The organism is Pseudoalteromonas issachenkonii (genome assembly GCF_002310795.1).
Classification (GTDB): Bacteria; Pseudomonadota; Gammaproteobacteria; order Enterobacterales; family Alteromonadaceae; genus Pseudoalteromonas; species Pseudoalteromonas tetraodonis.
The window spans coordinates 1,174,557-1,191,992 of sequence record NZ_CP011030.1; the positions used below are offsets into that span (position 1 = coordinate 1,174,557).

General features: G+C 41.2%; 16 protein-coding genes. 6 read left to right on the forward strand and 10 right to left on the reverse strand.

The window, feature by feature from the left end; genetic code table 11:
• Positions 1 to 55 precede the first annotated feature (55 nt).
• A complete protein-coding gene (locus PISS_RS05470) occupies positions 56 to 1,999 on the reverse strand; it encodes a S9 family peptidase (protein ID WP_058154396.1) in 1,944 nt (647 codons plus the stop codon).
• Positions 2,000 to 2,161: 162 nt separating this feature from the next.
• On the opposite strand from PISS_RS05470, the gene PISS_RS05475 reads away from it, so the two are divergent.
• Together PISS_RS05475 and PISS_RS05480 are read left to right on the forward strand one after the other, a co-directional pair.
• Complete coding sequence (locus PISS_RS05475) at positions 2,162 to 2,752, forward strand: ABC transporter ATP-binding protein (protein ID WP_013464562.1); 591 nt, start codon at positions 2,162 to 2,164, stop codon at positions 2,750 to 2,752.
• On the forward strand, positions 2,749 to 3,861 hold the full coding sequence (locus PISS_RS05480) for a DUF6136 family protein (protein ID WP_058154397.1): 1,113 nt from the start codon (positions 2,749 to 2,751) through the stop codon (positions 3,859 to 3,861). Before PISS_RS05475 ends, PISS_RS05480 begins: the two co-directional genes overlap by 4 nt.
• Here PISS_RS05480 and fadE read toward each other — a convergent pair whose 3' ends face one another.
• A complete protein-coding gene (fadE, locus tag PISS_RS05485) occupies positions 3,862 to 6,324 on the reverse strand; it encodes an acyl-CoA dehydrogenase FadE (protein WP_058154398.1) in 2,463 nt (820 codons plus the stop codon).
• A gap of 308 nt (positions 6,325 to 6,632) precedes the next feature.
• Here fadE and PISS_RS05490 point away from each other — a divergent pair, with 308 nt between their 5' ends.
• The gene (locus tag PISS_RS05490; RefSeq protein WP_013464565.1) at positions 6,633 to 7,397 is read left to right on the forward strand and encodes a class II glutamine amidotransferase; all 765 of its coding nucleotides are present in this window, start codon (positions 6,633 to 6,635) and stop codon (positions 7,395 to 7,397) included.
• A 113-nt stretch (positions 7,398 to 7,510) separates the two neighbouring features.
• On the opposite strand, the gene PISS_RS05495 is transcribed toward PISS_RS05490, so the two are convergent.
• The 5 genes from PISS_RS05495 to cmoA all read right to left on the reverse strand — a co-directional run bounded on the left by PISS_RS05495 (position 7,511) and on the right by cmoA (position 11,867).
• The gene (locus PISS_RS05495) at positions 7,511 to 8,308 is read right to left on the reverse strand and encodes a DUF3108 domain-containing protein (RefSeq protein ID WP_232311360.1); all 798 of its coding nucleotides are present in this window, start codon (positions 8,306 to 8,308) and stop codon (positions 7,511 to 7,513) included.
• A complete protein-coding gene (gene purN / locus PISS_RS05500; protein WP_036956951.1) occupies positions 8,262 to 8,909 on the reverse strand; it encodes a phosphoribosylglycinamide formyltransferase in 648 nt (215 codons plus the stop codon). The genes PISS_RS05495 and purN overlap by 47 nt, the downstream gene beginning before the upstream one ends.
• Positions 8,909 to 9,961 carry a phosphoribosylformylglycinamidine cyclo-ligase gene (purM, locus tag PISS_RS05505; protein WP_013464568.1) on the reverse strand — a complete coding sequence of 351 codons (1,053 nt, stop codon included), beginning with the start codon at positions 9,959 to 9,961 and terminating at the stop codon, positions 8,909 to 8,911. Before purM ends, purN begins: the two co-directional genes overlap by 1 nt.
• A 196-nt stretch (positions 9,962 to 10,157) precedes the next feature.
• Complete coding sequence (gene cmoB, locus PISS_RS05510) at positions 10,158 to 11,126, reverse strand: tRNA 5-methoxyuridine(34)/uridine 5-oxyacetic acid(34) synthase CmoB (protein ID WP_024600781.1); 969 nt, start codon at positions 11,124 to 11,126, stop codon at positions 10,158 to 10,160.
• Between the two features lie 15 nt (positions 11,127 to 11,141).
• A complete protein-coding gene (gene cmoA / locus PISS_RS05515; protein WP_016899475.1) occupies positions 11,142 to 11,867 on the reverse strand; it encodes a carboxy-S-adenosyl-L-methionine synthase CmoA in 726 nt (241 codons plus the stop codon).
• Positions 11,868 to 11,983: 116 nt separating this feature from the next.
• Here cmoA and PISS_RS05520 point away from each other — a divergent pair, with 116 nt between their 5' ends.
• A complete protein-coding gene (locus PISS_RS05520; RefSeq protein WP_008111638.1) occupies positions 11,984 to 12,667 on the forward strand; it encodes a DUF3334 family protein in 684 nt (227 codons plus the stop codon).
• A 233-nt stretch (positions 12,668 to 12,900) separates the two neighbouring features.
• On the opposite strand, the gene PISS_RS05525 is transcribed toward PISS_RS05520, so the two are convergent.
• Together PISS_RS05525 and PISS_RS05530 are read right to left on the reverse strand one after the other, a co-directional pair.
• Entirely contained in the window at positions 12,901 to 13,398 is a 498-nt protein-coding gene (locus PISS_RS05525; protein WP_058154399.1) for a M48 metallopeptidase family protein, read from the reverse strand.
• 27 nt (positions 13,399 to 13,425) lie between these two features.
• A complete protein-coding gene (locus tag PISS_RS05530) occupies positions 13,426 to 14,274 on the reverse strand; it encodes a DUF72 domain-containing protein (protein WP_058155471.1) in 849 nt (282 codons plus the stop codon).
• Between the two features lie 237 nt (positions 14,275 to 14,511).
• Here PISS_RS05530 and aspS point away from each other — a divergent pair, with 237 nt between their 5' ends.
• Both aspS and PISS_RS05540 read left to right on the forward strand, forming a co-directional pair.
• Complete coding sequence (gene aspS / locus PISS_RS05535; RefSeq protein WP_058154400.1) at positions 14,512 to 16,290, forward strand: aspartate--tRNA ligase; 1,779 nt, start codon at positions 14,512 to 14,514, stop codon at positions 16,288 to 16,290.
• 89 nt (positions 16,291 to 16,379) lie between these two features.
• Complete coding sequence (locus PISS_RS05540) at positions 16,380 to 16,979, forward strand: pentapeptide repeat-containing protein (RefSeq protein WP_058154401.1); 600 nt, start codon at positions 16,380 to 16,382, stop codon at positions 16,977 to 16,979.
• 35 nt (positions 16,980 to 17,014) lie between these two features.
• On the opposite strand, the gene PISS_RS05545 is transcribed toward PISS_RS05540, so the two are convergent.
• Positions 17,015 to 17,338 (reverse strand): hypothetical protein, encoded by a 324-nt coding sequence (locus tag PISS_RS05545; protein ID WP_008111621.1) that lies wholly within the window; start codon positions 17,336 to 17,338, stop codon positions 17,015 to 17,017.
• Positions 17,339 to 17,436 lie beyond the last annotated feature (98 nt).

Below are 17,436 nucleotides of genomic sequence, written 5' to 3' on the forward strand. Positions count from 1 at the left end.
TAAAAAGCCTGCGTACATGAAAACGCAGCAGGCTTTAATATAAATTGGCTTCCAATTATCCTTGTGGGCCAAATAACTCTTTTAAGTAAGTATCTAAAAAGTTGAGGTAGGCGTTTGAGGCGCTGATACGGTTTTCTTTTTTGCTAAAACCGTGTCCTTCATCATCAAATAATACATATTCTACTGGCACACCATTAGCTTTAACCGCAGCAACCAACTCATCGCTTTCAACTTGTAATACGCGTGGATCATTAGCACCTTGTATCACCATTAAAGGCTTAGTGATGTTATCGGCATGAAACAGCGGTGAAATAGCACGGTGACGTTCACCATCGGTGGCAGGATCGCCCATTTCATCGTAAAGCGCCTTTTTAAAGCTTTCCCACCATGGTGGAATTGAGTTCAGTGTGCGTACCCAGTTAGTCACACCAAAAATATTGATACCTACTTTGAACTCTTCCGGTTTAAAGGCAAGCGCGGCTGCGGTCATAAAACCGCCGTAGCTACCACCCATGATGCCGATTTTATCTGCATCGACCCAATCTAGGCTTTGTAAGTGTTTTTTACCGTAGATAATATCTTGTAGATCATCGGTGCCATGTTTTTTATCGTCTAAATGGAAAAATGTTTTACCATAGCCTGAGCTACCGCGGTTATTGACGGCAAAAATAGCATAGCCATGATTAACTAAATGTTGCTGCATTGCGCTATAACCAGTTCGGCTTTGCCCACCTGGGCCGCCATGCACCCAAATAAGTGCAGGTACTTTATTGGTGCTGCTGGCTTGTTTTGGTTTGTATAATACGCCCGGTATTTCTAAACCATCAAAACTTTTAAAGCGCACAATGGTGCTCTCTACTAAGTCGTTTTGATCTATATCTTCACTTAATGTGTTGGTAAGTTGCTTGGCTTCATTACTGCCAACTTGCCAAACAAATAAGTTGCTTGGTGAGGTATCTGAATTTAAATAAAACGCCATGGTTTTCTCATCGCTTGAGAAATTCACACCACGTAGATTTCCCGCAGGTAATTTAGGCATGGCAATTTCATCCCCTGTTTGCGTGTCTTTTACTGTGACCTTTGTGCTGGCATCAGCATTTACACCGCTTACTTGGTATCGCCCAGATTTAGAAAAATCAATAAAGCTAACGTCCCAATCATCTTTTAATGCTGGACTGTGCTTGCCTGTGGCGAGCTCATATTGCCACACCTCTGAAAACTCTCCTTTAGCGTCTGTTGAGTAGTATAAATATTTGCTGTCTACAGAGAAGGTCTCAGGCGTATATTGTGCTGGTGTATCGTGTTTTGAAATTAATTGCGGCTTGAGGGTTTTCTTATAGGTATCAAGAATAAACGTATCGCTGTCTTTATTGGTATTATTTTTAGACAGCGCAATGTAGCGTCCATCGGGGCTAATTGCGCCCACATCTAGTCCTTGTGTGTTTTGATAAACGGGCGTGACTTTATAGGTTTTGCTATCTACGCGATACAAGTCCATAAACTTGGCATCGCGTTGATTACTGGTAATAAAAAACTGACTGCCATCTTTAGTAAAGCCTGCAAAACTCGCGCGGGTTTCTTCCCCTGGGGTTAAATCTTTGATTGAACCATCAACTTCACGCACATAAACATGGTAGCGCTCATTACCGCCTGAGTCCTTGGTAAATAGTACACGCTCATCATTTGGGAAATAGCGAATAGGGTAGGTGCTGTCTTCAAAATTGGTTAGGCGCGTTTTGCTACCTGTTTTTACGTCAACTTCATACAAGCTGTAAATACCGCTTTCATCGCTACTAACTAGAACTTTATCGCTAGTCGGGGAAAAGCTACTGCCCATGATAGATGTTGTATCAAAAAAGGTTTTAGCGTTATAGGTTTTTACTTGTCGTGTTTGCTCAGTTGCCACAGGGGTAGAGGCTGAATTATTAGATTGACTGCAACCTGTTAATGCAATTGATACTGCACAGGTAATACAGGCAAATTTGAGGGCTTTTTTCATAGATACATTCCTTGGATTATAATTATGGACTTTTAGTGTTAACCGAAGGTTTTTTAAACGCAAGTAATTAGCCTATTCGAACTGCAATAAAGTGTTACAAACCATGTAGCCCACGAAAATAGAAAACCAGTTATAATTCACTTTCAAAATCAGGGAGTATTTATGATAGAAGTCATTGGGTTACATAAACAGTTTGCTGAAAACGTATTGTACAGTGGTTATAGTGTGCAGTTTTGTGCACCTAAAATATGCATTGAAGCGCCTAATGGCCAAGGTAAAACAACGCTGTTGATGATGTTGGCAGAGCTCGAAACGCGCCAAAGTGGGCAGATTTTATTTTCTAAAAAAGCATTAACCGAACCGCATAAACAAGTTGCTATAGCCTCAGACTGTATTGCTTTACCTGACTTTCTTACGGCAAAGCAAATTATTAACTTGTCCGTGAATACGCTGGGTTGTGATTGGCCAACGACAATAATAGATGGGTTTAATTTCAATGAATTTTTAAATACTCGTTTTGATGCGCTGTCGTCAGGTAATCAAAAGAAATGCCAGTTAATTTTAGCGCTTATGCGTGATGCACCTTATTTACTTCTAGACGAACCCAGCGCAGCACTTGATCAAGCCAGTATTCAGTATTTATTAGTACTGCTTGATGAATATCTAATAGATAAGCCAAATGGGCAAATAGTCATCACCTGCCATGAACCAGCGCCATTTATTGAGCGTGGCTTTGAGTGTATACCGTTATGATTGCAAATTTAAAACAATCAATCGGGCAATATCGCTCTTTTATGGATTATCGTTATCAGGCTTACAAAACTGAACTCACGCAATTATTGTTACAACTAAAAAGCTTTGGGTTGTTATTTTTAGTGGTGTTAGGCTCGTCAGTGTTGGGTTTGATATTGCTACTTTTTTTAGGCCTTGGAAAAATTATAGACAGCAGCGCAGCACCCCAATACGGTGCACAAATGGCTTTATTTTATTTGTTACTACAAAGTGTGATGCTCAGCGCAATGAAGTCAGCAATTAAAAATAGTAAGCAGCGGTTATTTCAGCAAACTATTGCACGATCAGTTTGGTTATATTTAGTCGATATTAAACTATTAACGCTCAGTAATGCATGGCTTATAGCCAGTGTATTAATTGCGCTAGATTTAACGCTATCACAATGGGTTAAAGTACCGCATTTTATTGTATTTATGTTGCTGCAGTTTAGCTTGGGCGTTTTGTGTTTATACAAAACCAGCGCACTGGTATATGGCTTTTTGTTTAGCACGATATTAGTGCTGGTTCCTATTCATATGCAGCCGCTCACTTATCATATGGGCTTTTCTTTATCGTTTGCGCTGAGCCTTTTTGTCCCCGTGGTTAATGTTAACGGGCGTATTGCAGTAAGTTCATTATTGGGCTTTTGGTTTTGTTATTTATTAAACCATTGTTGGACACTTGTTTGGCGCGTGTCGTTACTTTTATGTGTATTCATGGCATCAGCTGCGCTAATAAACGAACGTGCTGATTTAGTACCTATACTTGTGATATTAGCCATGGCTTTTATTGTACTCTTTAGTAGTTCATTGCAATTTGATTGCGGTAGGGTGTATGAGCAGTATCGATTGTTTTTTAAAACATGCGAGCAAGAACGCGCCTTTTATATTAGCCAGTTTTTACCTAGCATATTGCTGTTTTTATTAGCCACAATAAGTTATAGCGTTATTTTTGGTTACACTCATATTGTATTATTTGTCATTGGAAATATGTGGTGTGTATTACAGGTTTACCTTGCACAAAAAAAACCAGCGCATTATGCGCTGGTTTGGCTAATTTCAACAGGGTTGCTGCTAGCTTTACTAAACTAGTTAAGCGGCATCTGCCTTTTTAGATTTAGCTTTGCTATTACGCGCTGCTTTGCCGGCAAGTAAATCTGCAGGGTCAAAGTCGTCAACGTTAATAACGTCTAAGCGAGCTTGTTCAACAGCTGCTAACTTATCAGCTTCAGCTTGGCTTAAAATGCCGGCTTCTAAGCCCATTTGCGCCACTTTATCAAGTTGGAAGAATGGCAATTTAACGCCTTTCTCTTTACATACGCGTTCAAATAAAGGCTCTACCTCTAGCACATCTTTAAGCGTTTGCTCTTGACGACCTACAAGGTTAAGCGGCTCGTTTGTAAGGTATACATAACTTGCTAAACGATTACGCGTTTCGCTAGGCACTTGCAGTAATTGCGCTAGCTTATGCTCAAGTTTGTCGGTAGGTTTACGAACCGGGCGACCAAACGGGAATAACAATACTTTTAATACGCCACGAAGTGGTGCAGATGGCATATTGTTGATTAAATCAGCAAGCGCACGTTGACAGTGGTAAAGGTGATCCTGACAGCTCCACTGAACCAGTGCAAAATCTTCTTTTTTACGGCCTTCGTCGTTATAACGTTTAAGCGTTGCAGACACTAAGTAAAGGTAGCTTAATAAGTCACCTAAGCGTGCTGAAATACGTTCTTTACGTTTAAGTGAACCACCAAATACTGCCATACTAATATCAGACATAAGTGCAAGTGATGCACTAAAGCGTGAAGCCATACGATAAAACTCTGCCGTTTCGTCTTTGTACGGTACGCTAGTAAAGCGAGCGCCAGTAAGTGCAAGCCACTTAGTGCGCACTAGGTTAGACATGGTAAAGCCAATGTGGCCCATTAGCGCTTTATCAAATACGTTAAGCGCTTCTTCGCGGTCTTCAATTTCACACGCACCTAGCTCGGTAAGTACAAATGGATGACAACGAATAGCACCTTGACCATAAATAATCATATTACGGGTCAAGATGTTTGCACCTTCAACGGTAATGGCAATAGGTGCACCTTGATAGCCACGACCTAAATAGTTATTTGGCCCAAGCATGATCCCTTTACCGCCTAGCACATCCATTGCATGAATGGTGGCATCGCGCATTTGCTCGGTAAGGTGGTATTTAATAATAGCCGAAATAACAGATGGTTTTTCGCCTAAATCAACCGCGCCAGTAGACATACTTACTGCAGCGTCTGAGCTGTAAGCATAACCGGCAAGTTTCGCCATTGACTCTTCAACCCCTTCCATTTTACCAATTGGTAAGCGGAATTGACGACGAATACGGCTGTAAGCACCGGTTGCTACAGCAATCATTTTAATGCCACCGGCTGAATTTGACGGCAACGTAATTGCACGACCAACCGATAAACATTCAACGAGCATACGCCAGCCTTGACCAGCCATTTCTGGGCCACCAATAATGTAATCAAGTGGTACAAAAATATCTTTACCGCGAGTAGGGCCATTTTGGAACGGCACATTAAGCGGAAAGTGACGACGACCAATTTCTACCCCAGGGGTATCTGTTGGGATAAGTGCACAGGTAATACCAGGCTCTTTAACGTCACTTAATAATCCATCTGGATCTTGTAATTTAAATGCTAGACCAAGAACCGTAGCTACAGGTGCAAGTGTAATGTAACGCTTGTTCCATGTAAGGCTTACACCGACTACTTCTTCGCCATTCCATTGCCCTTTACATACTACACCATAGTCTGGAATTGAGCTTGCATCAGAACCTGCCTCTGGCGAAGTAAGAGCAAAACATGGAATTTCTTGACCGCTTGCTAAACGCGGTAAGTAATGATTTTTTTGATCTTCAGTACCGTAGTGCTGTAATAACTCACCCGGGCCTAACGAGTTAGGTACACCAACAATTGACGAAAGCAATGTTGATTTACTGGTTAGTTTTTGCAGTACACACGATTGTGCAAATGCAGAGAATTCTAAGCCGCCGTATTCCTTTTTAATGATCATGGCAAAGAATTTGTTATCTTTTAGATATTGCCATACATCCTGAGGTAAATCAGTTAGCTCATGCGTAGCTTCCCAATCGTCCAGCATACTACATACAACTTCAACAGGGCCGTCGATAAATGCCTGCTCTTCAATAGTAAGTTTTGGAACTGGATACTGGTGAAGCTTTTTCCAATCTGGGTTACCACAAAATAAATCAGCTTCCCACCAAGTTGTACCGGCATCAATAGCTGACTTTTCGGTGTCAGACATGCTCGGTGTAACTTTTTTGAAGACCTTGAAAATAGGCTTGATAATATATTGCTGACGAATGCCAGTAACAGAAAGAGGCACTGCGATGATTAAAAAGATCACCCAGCTAATTAAACCAAAAGCACCAGCAAAGGTACCAATTAATAATGTTGCGGCAGAAACACCAAGTGCTGTGTTCCAACTCGCTCTGTGGTAAAGCGCAATGCTGAGCAGTGCGATTAAACCGAGTGTAAATATGAGTGTCATTGCTAATTCCTTAATAGAGGTCAGACCACCTCGTTTAGAGTAGCGCTAGTAACGCTAAGTTTCAAGTACATTACTTAGATTAAAGTGTAGTTATCGGTACGATTATTACAATGCGTCGTATGTTATACGAACAGTTTGGCTGTAATGGTTTATTTTGGCTTATCATAAAAAATATAAGCATTAAAAAAATCAATTAATCTAGTAGTAATATAAGTTTAATTAAGTAAATATACTTATGGTGATCAGTGTACGCTTATTAAAAATAGAACGATATTCTATGTTTAGCTTTTTAAAGGTTTATTTATTTTATGTGTGAATTACTTGGCATGTCAGCCAATGTGCCAACGGATATTTGTTTTAGTTTTTCAGGGTTGTTGGAGCGCGGTGGCAATACGGGGCCGCATAAAGATGGCTGGGGCATTACTTTTTATGAAGGCAAAGGTTGTAGAACCTTTAAAGATCCCGAGCCAAGTTACCAGTCAGAAATAGCTAAATTAGTTAAAGCTTATCCGATTAAAAGCGTATCGGTGATAAGTCATATTCGTCAAGGCAACCGCGGGCGAGTGTGTCTTGAAAACACCCACCCGTTTACTCGTGAGTTGTGGGGGCGTGAAATAACCTATGCTCATAACGGGCAGCTTTCAAATTATCATGATTTAAAACCTGAATATTATCGACCTGTGGGTAATACCGATAGCGAGTTGGCATTTTGCTGGTTGCTTGACAAAATTCGTGAAAAGTACCCGCAGCGACCAAGTAATATGGCGTCGGTTTTTAGATATGCGGCTAAGCTTTCGCATACGCTACGTGAAAAAGGCGTGTTTAATATGTTATTGACCGATGGTGTATTTGTTTTAGCGTATTGTACTAATAATTTACATTACATAACGCGCCGTGCACCGTTTGGTAAAGCAACACTTATTGATGCCGACATGGTGGTCGACTTTCAACAAGAAACCACGCCAAACGATGTGGTAACGGTTATAGCAACAAGGCCGCTAACCAACGATGAACGCTGGCAAAAAATGCAGCCAGGAGAGTTTGCGTTATTTAAAATGGGTGAATTAATGTAGGTTGGTAGAGTAAAACGAAACCCAACTTAAAGTTTCAAATCTAAGTATTAAAATGAAAAGCCCAAGTTATGGTTGTCACACTTGAGCGTTTCGTATTGCATCTTGTAAGTAATTTATTCGGGGGTTATTTCGTTTTTAACTTCTTCAGGTAAAGCCGGTGGATTGATCACGGTAAACGATTTCATCTGCACTTCAAACTGTTCCACACCTTTTTCACCTTTCCACATGCGCACGAGCATATAATCCATTTCTGGGGCAAACCATGCTAAGGCTTGGCGTTTGTCATTGTCGTATAAACGTTTTACTTTAATGGCTTCTACGTTACCAATCGGTAAGGAAATCATTTCGGTTTCTACCACTTCAAAGTCGTAGTCACGGCAATTACCTTTTTTATCAACCAGTGGAAACGAGAAACTGGTTTTTCCTTTTTTAAGTCCTTCTCGAACTTGCACTTGATAAGAAATACCATCTTGGAAGTTATCATGCCATTGGCATTTTAACGGGTAGTCGCTGGTGTTACTGGTGACAGTTTGTGTTTGACGATCAAAGTTAATTTCATACTTTTTGTCAGGCCCAGTCCCCGTGCGGATCATAGAGTACTGAATAGGCTCTACTTTATCGTTAGCAAAGCTAAAAGTTGATGACTCTTGACGTGAGTCAGAGAAAATCATCCATTCAATATCGCTATGGTAAGTGACTTGGTAGTTATTATTATCGAGTTTTTTAAGCGTCCGCTCGGCTGTACCATGATTTGCGCCTTTGCGCAAAATATCGTAGCTGGCTTGATACTGGGTTAACTCACCTGCAATCAGGCTGGTAGGAAGTAATAAAGTGCCCGCACATAATAGCCAGGCACTTAATTTTTTATTTTGGGTAGTGCGCGCCGTGTGCAGGAAGTTGTTTTTCGTCAAGAACTGCATAATCTGCTTCCATCGTAAGTCGTTGTTCACTGAACCACTTGACCACCAAAGGATAAATTATGTGCTCTTGCGCATGCACACGCTTAGCGAGCGTGTCTGCTGTATCGTCTGCTAATACAGGCACTTTGGCTTGAAGAATAACGGGTCCGCCGTCTAATTCTTCAGTAACAAAGTGAACACTAACGCCGTGAACGTCGTCTTTTGCATCAATTGCTCTTTGGTGGGTATTCAGCCCCTGATACTTAGGCAACAAAGATGGATGAATGTTCAACATTTTTCCAACATATTTTTGCACTAAGCTAGGAGTTAGAATACGCATAAACCCAGCTAATACAACTAGATTTGGTTCAAAAGAGTCAATTATATGCATTAACTGGGCATCGTACGCTTCGCGTGAGTCAAACTCTTTATGACTCAGCACGTGTGTGGCAATACCTGCATTTTTTGCACGCTCTAACCCATAAGCGTCTGCTTTGTTACTAATAACAGCCGCTATATGGGCGTTTATCTCGCCGCTTTCACAGGCGTCTATAATGGCTTGTAAATTTGAGCCACTGCCTGAGATCAAAACTACTAGACGAGTGGGTGCCATTACGCAGCACCACCTACAATTTCAACTTGCTCTTCGCCAGCAACTGCATCTTGGATTTCACCAAGGTGCCATGCGTTCTCGCCAAGGTCTTTTAAGATATTTAAGCTATTTTCAAGCTCATCCGCAGGTACAACTAACACCATGCCTACACCACAGTTAAATGTGCGGTACATTTCATGTGTTGTAATGTTGCCGTTTTCTTGCAACCAGCTAAACACACTTGGCCACTGCCAGCTATTACCTTTAACAACCGCTTTAGCAGATTCAGGTAATACGCGTGGGATATTTTCCCAAAAACCGCCACCAGTAATATGCGAAAGGGCATGCACGTCTACTTGCTTGAACAACTCAAGTAATGGTTTAACGTAAATACGTGTTGGTTCTAAAAGGTGCTCACCTAAGGTTTTGCCATCAATCACTTGATTAGTATCAGCGTTAGAGACTTCTAAAACTTTACGAATTAAAGAGAAACCATTTGAGTGAGGACCGCTAGAAGCAAGGGCAATAAGTTGATCGCCTGCAGCTACTTTAGTGCCATCAATAATTTTTGATTTTTCTACCACACCGGTACAAAAGCCTGCCATGTCGTAGTCTTCACCATCATACATACCTGGCATTTCAGCTGTTTCGCCACCAATTAGGGCACAACCTGAAATTTCACAACCTTTACCAATACCGGTTACTACGTCGGCTGCTGTGTCTACATCTAGTTTACCCGTTGCATAGTAATCTAGAAAAAACAGGGGTTCAGCGCCTTGTACTATTAAATCATTTACACACATCGCAACTAAGTCGATACCTACAGTATCGTGCTTTTTAAGGTCAATTGCTAAGCGTAACTTAGTGCCAACACCGTCAGTGCCTGCTACAAGTACGGGTTGCTTATAACCTTCAGGAATTTCGCAAAGTGCGCCAAAACCACCAATTCCGCCCATCACTTCAGGACGACGAGTTTTTTTAACTACGCCTTTAATACGCTCAACAAGTGCATTACCAGCGTCGATATCTACGCCCGCGTCTTTATAGCTTAGAGACTGTTTTTGTTCGCTCACAGGTTTTCCTCAAAATAGTTGTTTTGATGCTTACTTAGAAACGCGCGTATTTTACAACAATTGCAAGGGCGCGGCTAGTTGAAATCTGGATTTGATTTTAAAGACAAGGACACTTGTCCGCTAGTTGCTGTATTAGTAAACAAAAAAAGCGCCCAATGGCGCTTTTTAATATGGAAATAAAAATTAATACTACAAATTAGGCTTTAGCTGTGAGTATTGCTCTAAGTGGAGCAGGGTAGCCTTCAATGGTTTTACTGGTGTCAGCGGGGTCTAAAAAGTCAACTAAAGATTCGTTTTCCATCCAGTCAGTTTTACGTTGCTCGTCGAGCGTTGTAATAGCACAATCTTTAATTTGCACGTCTTTAAAGCCAACTCGTTCCATCCACAGTTTTAATGCCGCAGTGCTTGGAATAAACCATACATTACGCATTTTCGCGTAGCGGTCGGTCGGTACTAATACGGTGTTTTCATCGCCTTCAATAACTAATGTTTCAAGCACCAGCTCACCACCTGGGCGAAGCTGTGCTTTTAATTGCGCTAAAAAGTCGATAGGGGAACGACGATGATAAAGCACCCCCATTGAAAATACCGTATCAAACGCTTTGAGCTCTGGCAGGGCTTCTACACCTAATGGTAACAAATGCACGTTTTCATCTGGGTTAAAGTGTTTAATTGCCTGAAACTGGCACAAAAATAAGTCAGATGGATCAATACCCACCACAAATTGAGCACCTTCACCGCGCATACGCCATAGGTGATACCCCGAGCCACAACCAATATCTAATACAGTACGGCCTTTTAATGGCTCAATATGCGGTAGCAGTCGATCCCATTTCCAGTCGCTGCGCCATTCGGTATTTATTTCAATACCGTGAACGTTAAACGGGCCTTTACGCCAAGGCATCATCCGTTTTAATAAATGCGTGGTTTGCTTTTTTTCGCCTTCAGACATTTCGCCAGGCGCACCTATTGCTACTTTGCTGACAATATCAACTTGGTTTGTTGATACCTCGGGTAAGTTTTTCAGCACTTTTTGCCATTGTGGCAAATCGCCATGACTTGCCTCTTGTTGCCAATGCTTTAATTGCGCAGGCAAGGTTTCTAGCCAGTGGCTAAGTGGGCTTTGTGCAATCGCAGCGTAAAATTGGTTAAACCATGCAGACATGTGTCACTCTCTAAATTATTTAATTGCTACCATTGAGCAAAAATTAAAACATTGATACCACACTTGCGTTTGGCTAAAACCAATGTCGCTTAAACGTTGTGTATGTGTACTAAGTGTATCGGGGCGCATTACGTTTTCAATGGCAGTACGCTTTTGGCTTATTTCAAGCTCAGAGTAGCCATTATGGCGTTTAAAGTCGTGGTGCAAGTCAATCAGTAAGTTATCGCACTGCTCGTTTTCGGCTTTAATTTTTTCACTTAATAACAAAACGCCACCGGGCTTTAAATTAGCGTATATTTTTTCAAGTACCGCTTTGCGCTGCGCAGGTGGTATAAATTGCAGGGTAAAATTCATTGCCACAACCGATGCGTTTTGAATATCAAGCTCGTTAATATCACCTAAAGTAACCGTTACAGGAACGTCTGATCTAAACCCTTGTAAATGAACCTTACAACGTTCAACCATGGCTTGTGAGTTATCTACGGCGATAATTTGGCAGCTATCGGTTTTAATATTACGACGCATACTTAAGGTTACTGCCCCTAATGAGCAGCCCAAGTCGTACAGGTTAGAATTAGGCTGAGCATACTCACCCGCTAATTTTCCCATAGTACTTACAATAGTGGCATAACCGGGTACCGAGCGTTGGATCATGTCGGGAAATACTTCAACCACGTTTTGATCAAAACTAAAGTCTTTTACTTGTTGCTCAGAGGCATAAATACTGTCTTTTATACTCACGAAGGCAGTCTCTTTGAAAATAATAGTGCTATTTTAACATTTTATGCTGGATAGTCAGTGATAAATTCAGTAGCTTGACTAGAATTATGAAGAATAAGTATAAAAGAGATTATTAAATGAGCAAAAGTAAGGTTATTAGTACCGACGATATATTAGCAACATTATGCCACTCAGTAACGGGTGTACTTTCATCAGCCAGCGGCAACGAGATCAGCTATTCAGCCATGGTACAAAAAATAACGCGTACTTGTATGCGACCAGACATAGGCTGTTTTGTTTTATTTGACGGGGGCTTTACCGGCTTAGTTGTCACCAACTTTACAGCGCAAGCGGCCATGGAAATTTACGGCGATTATATGCGTAACATGGGTATGCCAGAAGACGAAATCGCACACAGCCACTTATCTGATGACGTTTCAAACGTGATGGGTGAGTTGATGAACCAAATAGTGGGCGACTTCACGTCGAAAGTGCGTGAACAACTTCATACCTCTATTACCCAAAATCAGCCAAAAATGATGGCTATTAATAAACAAGTGCAAATATCGGTTGATACCACTATGGATCGTCCGCAAGCACGTCGCGTAACGTTTACGACTCGCAATCAAAATATCTTCTATTTAGAATTAGCGATGGATAAAACAGAGTTTATTAAACTTCACGACTTTGACATTGTAGAAGCGATAGACCCAGACGATATTATCGAAAATGAAGCCAAGCAAAAAGCGGATAAAGAAAAAGCGAAACAGCCCAAGCAAGATGATAGCGACGACGATTTTATGGCCGAACTAGGGCTTTAATGTTTTTACGTAGGTTGGGTTGAGTGAAACGAAACCTAACACGCTTTTAAGCTCTTAGCTGTCAGATTAGAAAGTGACAATAATAAAAACGCGATGTATATCGCGTTTTTTGTTAACGAGGGCTTTCATTGTGAACTCGTGTGTCATTATTTTGGCTGACCGCTGACCGCTGACCGCTGACCGCTGACCGCTGACCGCTGACCGCTGACCGCTGACCGCTGACCGCTGACCGCTCAATTATACGGATTCTCACCCATCGCAATAGCTACACAAAAAATCCGTAAATCCAACTCTAGCTGGTGATACTCTGGCTCCATATGACAGCACAGTTTATAAAAGCCTTTGTTATGGTCTTTTTCTTTAAAATGCGCGAGTTCGTGCACAACTAATGCTTTTAACAATGGCTCGGGGGCGCGCAGTAAATCGCTGTTTATTGCTAAATCGTGCTTGCGGGTTTTACCTTGCATACGGTACGTGTGGGTACCGAGCGCATTGGCAACCATATCACCTTGTTTTTTAAACGCAGCGCGTCCAAATGGCGGGGCGTTTTTTAAATACTGCTTTTTAAGCTCAGTGGCGTAGCTATACAGTAACTTATCACTGGTAATACGATGCGCCTGTGGGTACTTTTTAAGTAAATACTCACTTACCTTTCCTGCTTTTATTAGGCTTAATACTTGCTCAACGATATTGGCAGGGTAGCCGGTAAAGTAACGTGCGTATTCACTCATTATTGTCTCTGTATTTTGAATTTATTTTTAAAAAAGTGCTTGCTGGTGGGCTTCTTTTTCGCCACTAAATGGATTGAGTACATTGTGATTATACCCCAAATCTTGGCAAAACTGACGAGCCAGCAGCGGCGCTTCGCGGTTATCAGCGGTATGAAAAAACACATAAGGACTTTTGCCCTCATCAAGCCACTGAGTTACTTTGCTAAGCCAAGGCTGATAAAAGGTCTTATAATCGTTTTCTAAATCAGCAATAACAAAACGTGCCATAGGCTGCGAGCCCGTAGCAATAGCGTGAACTGGTAAATGCGGTTTTTTCTGTTGTGCGTCTATTAGCGCTTCGGTGGTTGGCTTTACTGCAAAGAGCGCCCGAGTATCCATAGCAATACGGTTTATATTATTTGCCATTAAAAGCTGATTAAGTGCGATTTCGGCCTCACCTTTTTTAAAAAAATCAGGGTGGCGTACCTCAACCCCATAGTTTAGCTCTTTAGGAAGTAACTCAATAAAAGCGGCAAGCTTAGCTAAATGTTGTGGCGCAAACGCTTTAGGTAATTGCAGCATTATTTGCCCTGTTTTTTCAAATAGAGGGGCGAATAAATTAAGCCAATTAGTTAGCTCATGTTGCACGTTAGTAAGTTGGAGTTCGTGACTAAAGCGCCGATGAAACTTAAAGGTAAATTTAAACTCATCGGGTACACTGGCAGCCCATCGTAATACGGTGTCAGGCGAGGGATCGGCATAAAAACTGGTGTTACCTTCTACCGAATTAAAATGCTGCGCATATTCGCTAAGCATATCGGCATTTTTACACTGGCGTGAAAATAAATTTCCTTTCCATACGCTGCTCGACCACTGCGGGCATCCAATATATAGCATACAAACAAAAGCCTTGATATAAAGTGCCGGTAGTGTAACAAATAACAAAACAGTGCGCTGTAAATTCCACCCCGAAAGGTAAACACGCCCTAGCATCTTCAACCTACTTGGGTATAATGCAGGGCTTAATTTGATTATTTTGAATTGCTAGCGGCTTTATTTTCATTTTGGTGTTTATAAAAACTTTTAAAACAACAGTGTTTAACCGCTATATGCCTTTTATCTGACAGGAAAACTATGCGCTCTATATACTGCGGACAGCTAAATAAAACTCACGTAGATCAGGAAGTTGAACTATGTGGCTGGATCAACAAACGACGTGACCTTGGTGGACTTATCTTTGTCGATTTACGCGATAGAGAAGGTTTAGTACAAGTTGTATTCGATCCGGAAGTTGAAGGATTAATGGAAACAGCTAACAAACTTCGTCAAGAATTTTGTGTTCAGTTAAAAGGGATTGTACGCGCTCGCCCAGACAGCCAAGTAAATAAAGACATGGCTACCGGTGAAGTAGAAATTTTAGGCACGGGTTTAACGATTATTAACCGCTCTGAGCCTATGCCACTTGATTTTAACCAAGTGAACTCAGAAGAGCGTCGTTTAAAATACCGTTACTTAGATTTACGTCGTTTAGAAATGAGCGACCGTATTAAATTACGTGCTAAAGCAAGCAGCTTTGTACGTCGCTTTTTAGATGAAAATGGCTTTTTAGATATCGAAACGCCAGTACTAACTAAAGCAACGCCAGAAGGTGCGCGTGATTACCTAGTACCAAGTCGTGTACACAAAGGTAGCTTTTACGCATTACCGCAGTCGCCACAGTTATTTAAGCAATTGTTGATGATGTCGGGTTTTGACCGTTACTACCAAATTGTTAAATGTTTCCGTGATGAAGACTTACGTGCTGACCGTCAACCTGAATTTACTCAAATAGATTTAGAAACCTCGTTCATGAGCTCTGATCAAGTACGTGGTATGACAGAAAAGATGATCCGTGAAATGTGGCAGTCATTACTAAATGTTGATTTAGGTGATTTCCCAATTATGCCTTACTCTGAGGCAATGAGCCTATATGGTTCTGATAAGCCAGACTTACGTAACCCAATGAAGCTTATTGATGTAGCCGATTTAGTAAAAGACGTAGAGTTTAAAGTATTCTCGGGTCCAGCAAATGATGAAAAAGGCCGTGTTGCAGTACTAACGGTACCAGGTGGCGCATCACTTTCTCGTAAGCAACTAGATGACTACACTAAGTTTATCGGTATTTACGGTGCTAAAGGTTTAGCATGGATGAAAGTAAATGACCGCGATGCAGGCGTTGAGGGCGTGCAATCGCCAATCGCTAAATTCTTAAATGAAGATGTGATCACGCAGTTACTTGAACGTACTAATGCACAAACAGGCGATATCATTTTCTTTGGTGCGGATAAACGCAACACCGTAAATGAAGCCATGGGCGCACTTCGTTTAAAAATTGGTATTGATTTAGAAATCACTAATTTAGATAGCTGGGCACCACTTTGGGTTGTTGACTTCCCAATGTTTGAAGAAGATGACGAAGGCACATTACACGCTGTACACCATCCATTTACTGCACCAAAAGATATTAGTGCCAGTGAGCTTGAAGCAAACCCAGCAGCGGCTATTTCAGATGCTTACGATATGGTATTAAACGGCTACGAAGTCGGCGGTGGCTCGGTACGTATTCACAATGCAGATATGCAAGAAGCGGCATTTAGAATTTTAGGTATTGAAGCGCAAGAGCAGCAAGATAAATTTGGTTTCTTACTTGACGCTCTTAAATACGGCACACCGCCGCATGCAGGTTTAGCGTTCGGTTTAGACCGTTTAGTTATGTTGTTATGTGGTACTGATAACATTCGTGACGTTATTGCCTTCCCTAAAACCACACAAGCATCGTGTTTATTAACCGATGCACCAAGCAAAGCTAACAGCGATTCGCTGACAGAGCTTGCTATTAGTGTAGTTGAGAAAGAATTACCAAGCGCAGAATAAAGCTAGCTTTTAGTTAGATCAAAACCCCTTAGGCTAAATACCTAAGGGGTTTTTTGTTCGGCAAAACCCAATTTAGGTGCTTTATTTTTATGAGCGAGCTATTTAAAGAAAGTCATTATTTTGATCAGTCATTTTCAAACTTTACAGCAAATGCAAAGCGCTTTAGCGATATTGAGTTTGAACAATGTCAGTTTGTTGATTGCGATTTTAGTCACAGCCAGTTTAGTGCCTGTCGGTTTATAGAGTGTGAATTTATTAACTGTAATTTGACTGAACTTAATTGGAATTACAGCTCGCTAGAAGAGGTGAGCTTTGCAAATTGTAAGCTCAATAGCATAGTGTGGGGGCAAGTAAATTGGCCGCAATTAGCGCTAACGTCACCGGTGAGTTTTAAACAGTGTGAGCTGAGCCACAGTTCGTTTTTTGAATTACAGTTAAAAGCGTTAACAATGACGAGTTGTTTTGCCAAAGATGTTGATTTTAGGCACGCTAACTTAGCTCAAAGCAACTTCTCGGACACTGACTTTAGATATAGCTTGTTTCATAATACAAATCTTAATAAAGCGAACTTTGTAGGCGCTTCGCAATTTAATATTGATATAACAAGCAATGATGTGAGTAATGCAAAGTTTGAACGGTTTGAAGCGTTAAATCTATTAACAGGACTTGATATCGAGCTGGTTGATTAGCCGCAAGAGCTTACGGCTAATACGTATATTTACTATTAGCAAGCAGGGCCATTTTTGTTACGTGCACTAGCAAGTGCGCGGGCTATGCTCAGTAGCTCAGGCGAAATATCATCCGCGCCATCTTTAATCAGTTTAGTTACATCACCAGATGAATATAAGCTATCACGCGGTGATTTAATCCCAAGCTCTCTTACAAAGTCTTTGGTTTTACCTGTACTGCCGGTTTCAATGAACTTAAAAATAATCCGTTCGTTGTTACTTTTCGGCTCGGCTTGTAACACTTTAATTTCTTCTTGGTAGGCTTCAATTCTGCTTTGTAAAATATCGATGCGCTGTTCAATGCTGCTGTATGATTTCATTAATGGATTCTTTTGCGATAATAGTAAAACAATAATCGCTATTATCGCACAAATTAGCAAAGGCGCGCGCTAACCTTTATAATAAAAATTAATGTTAG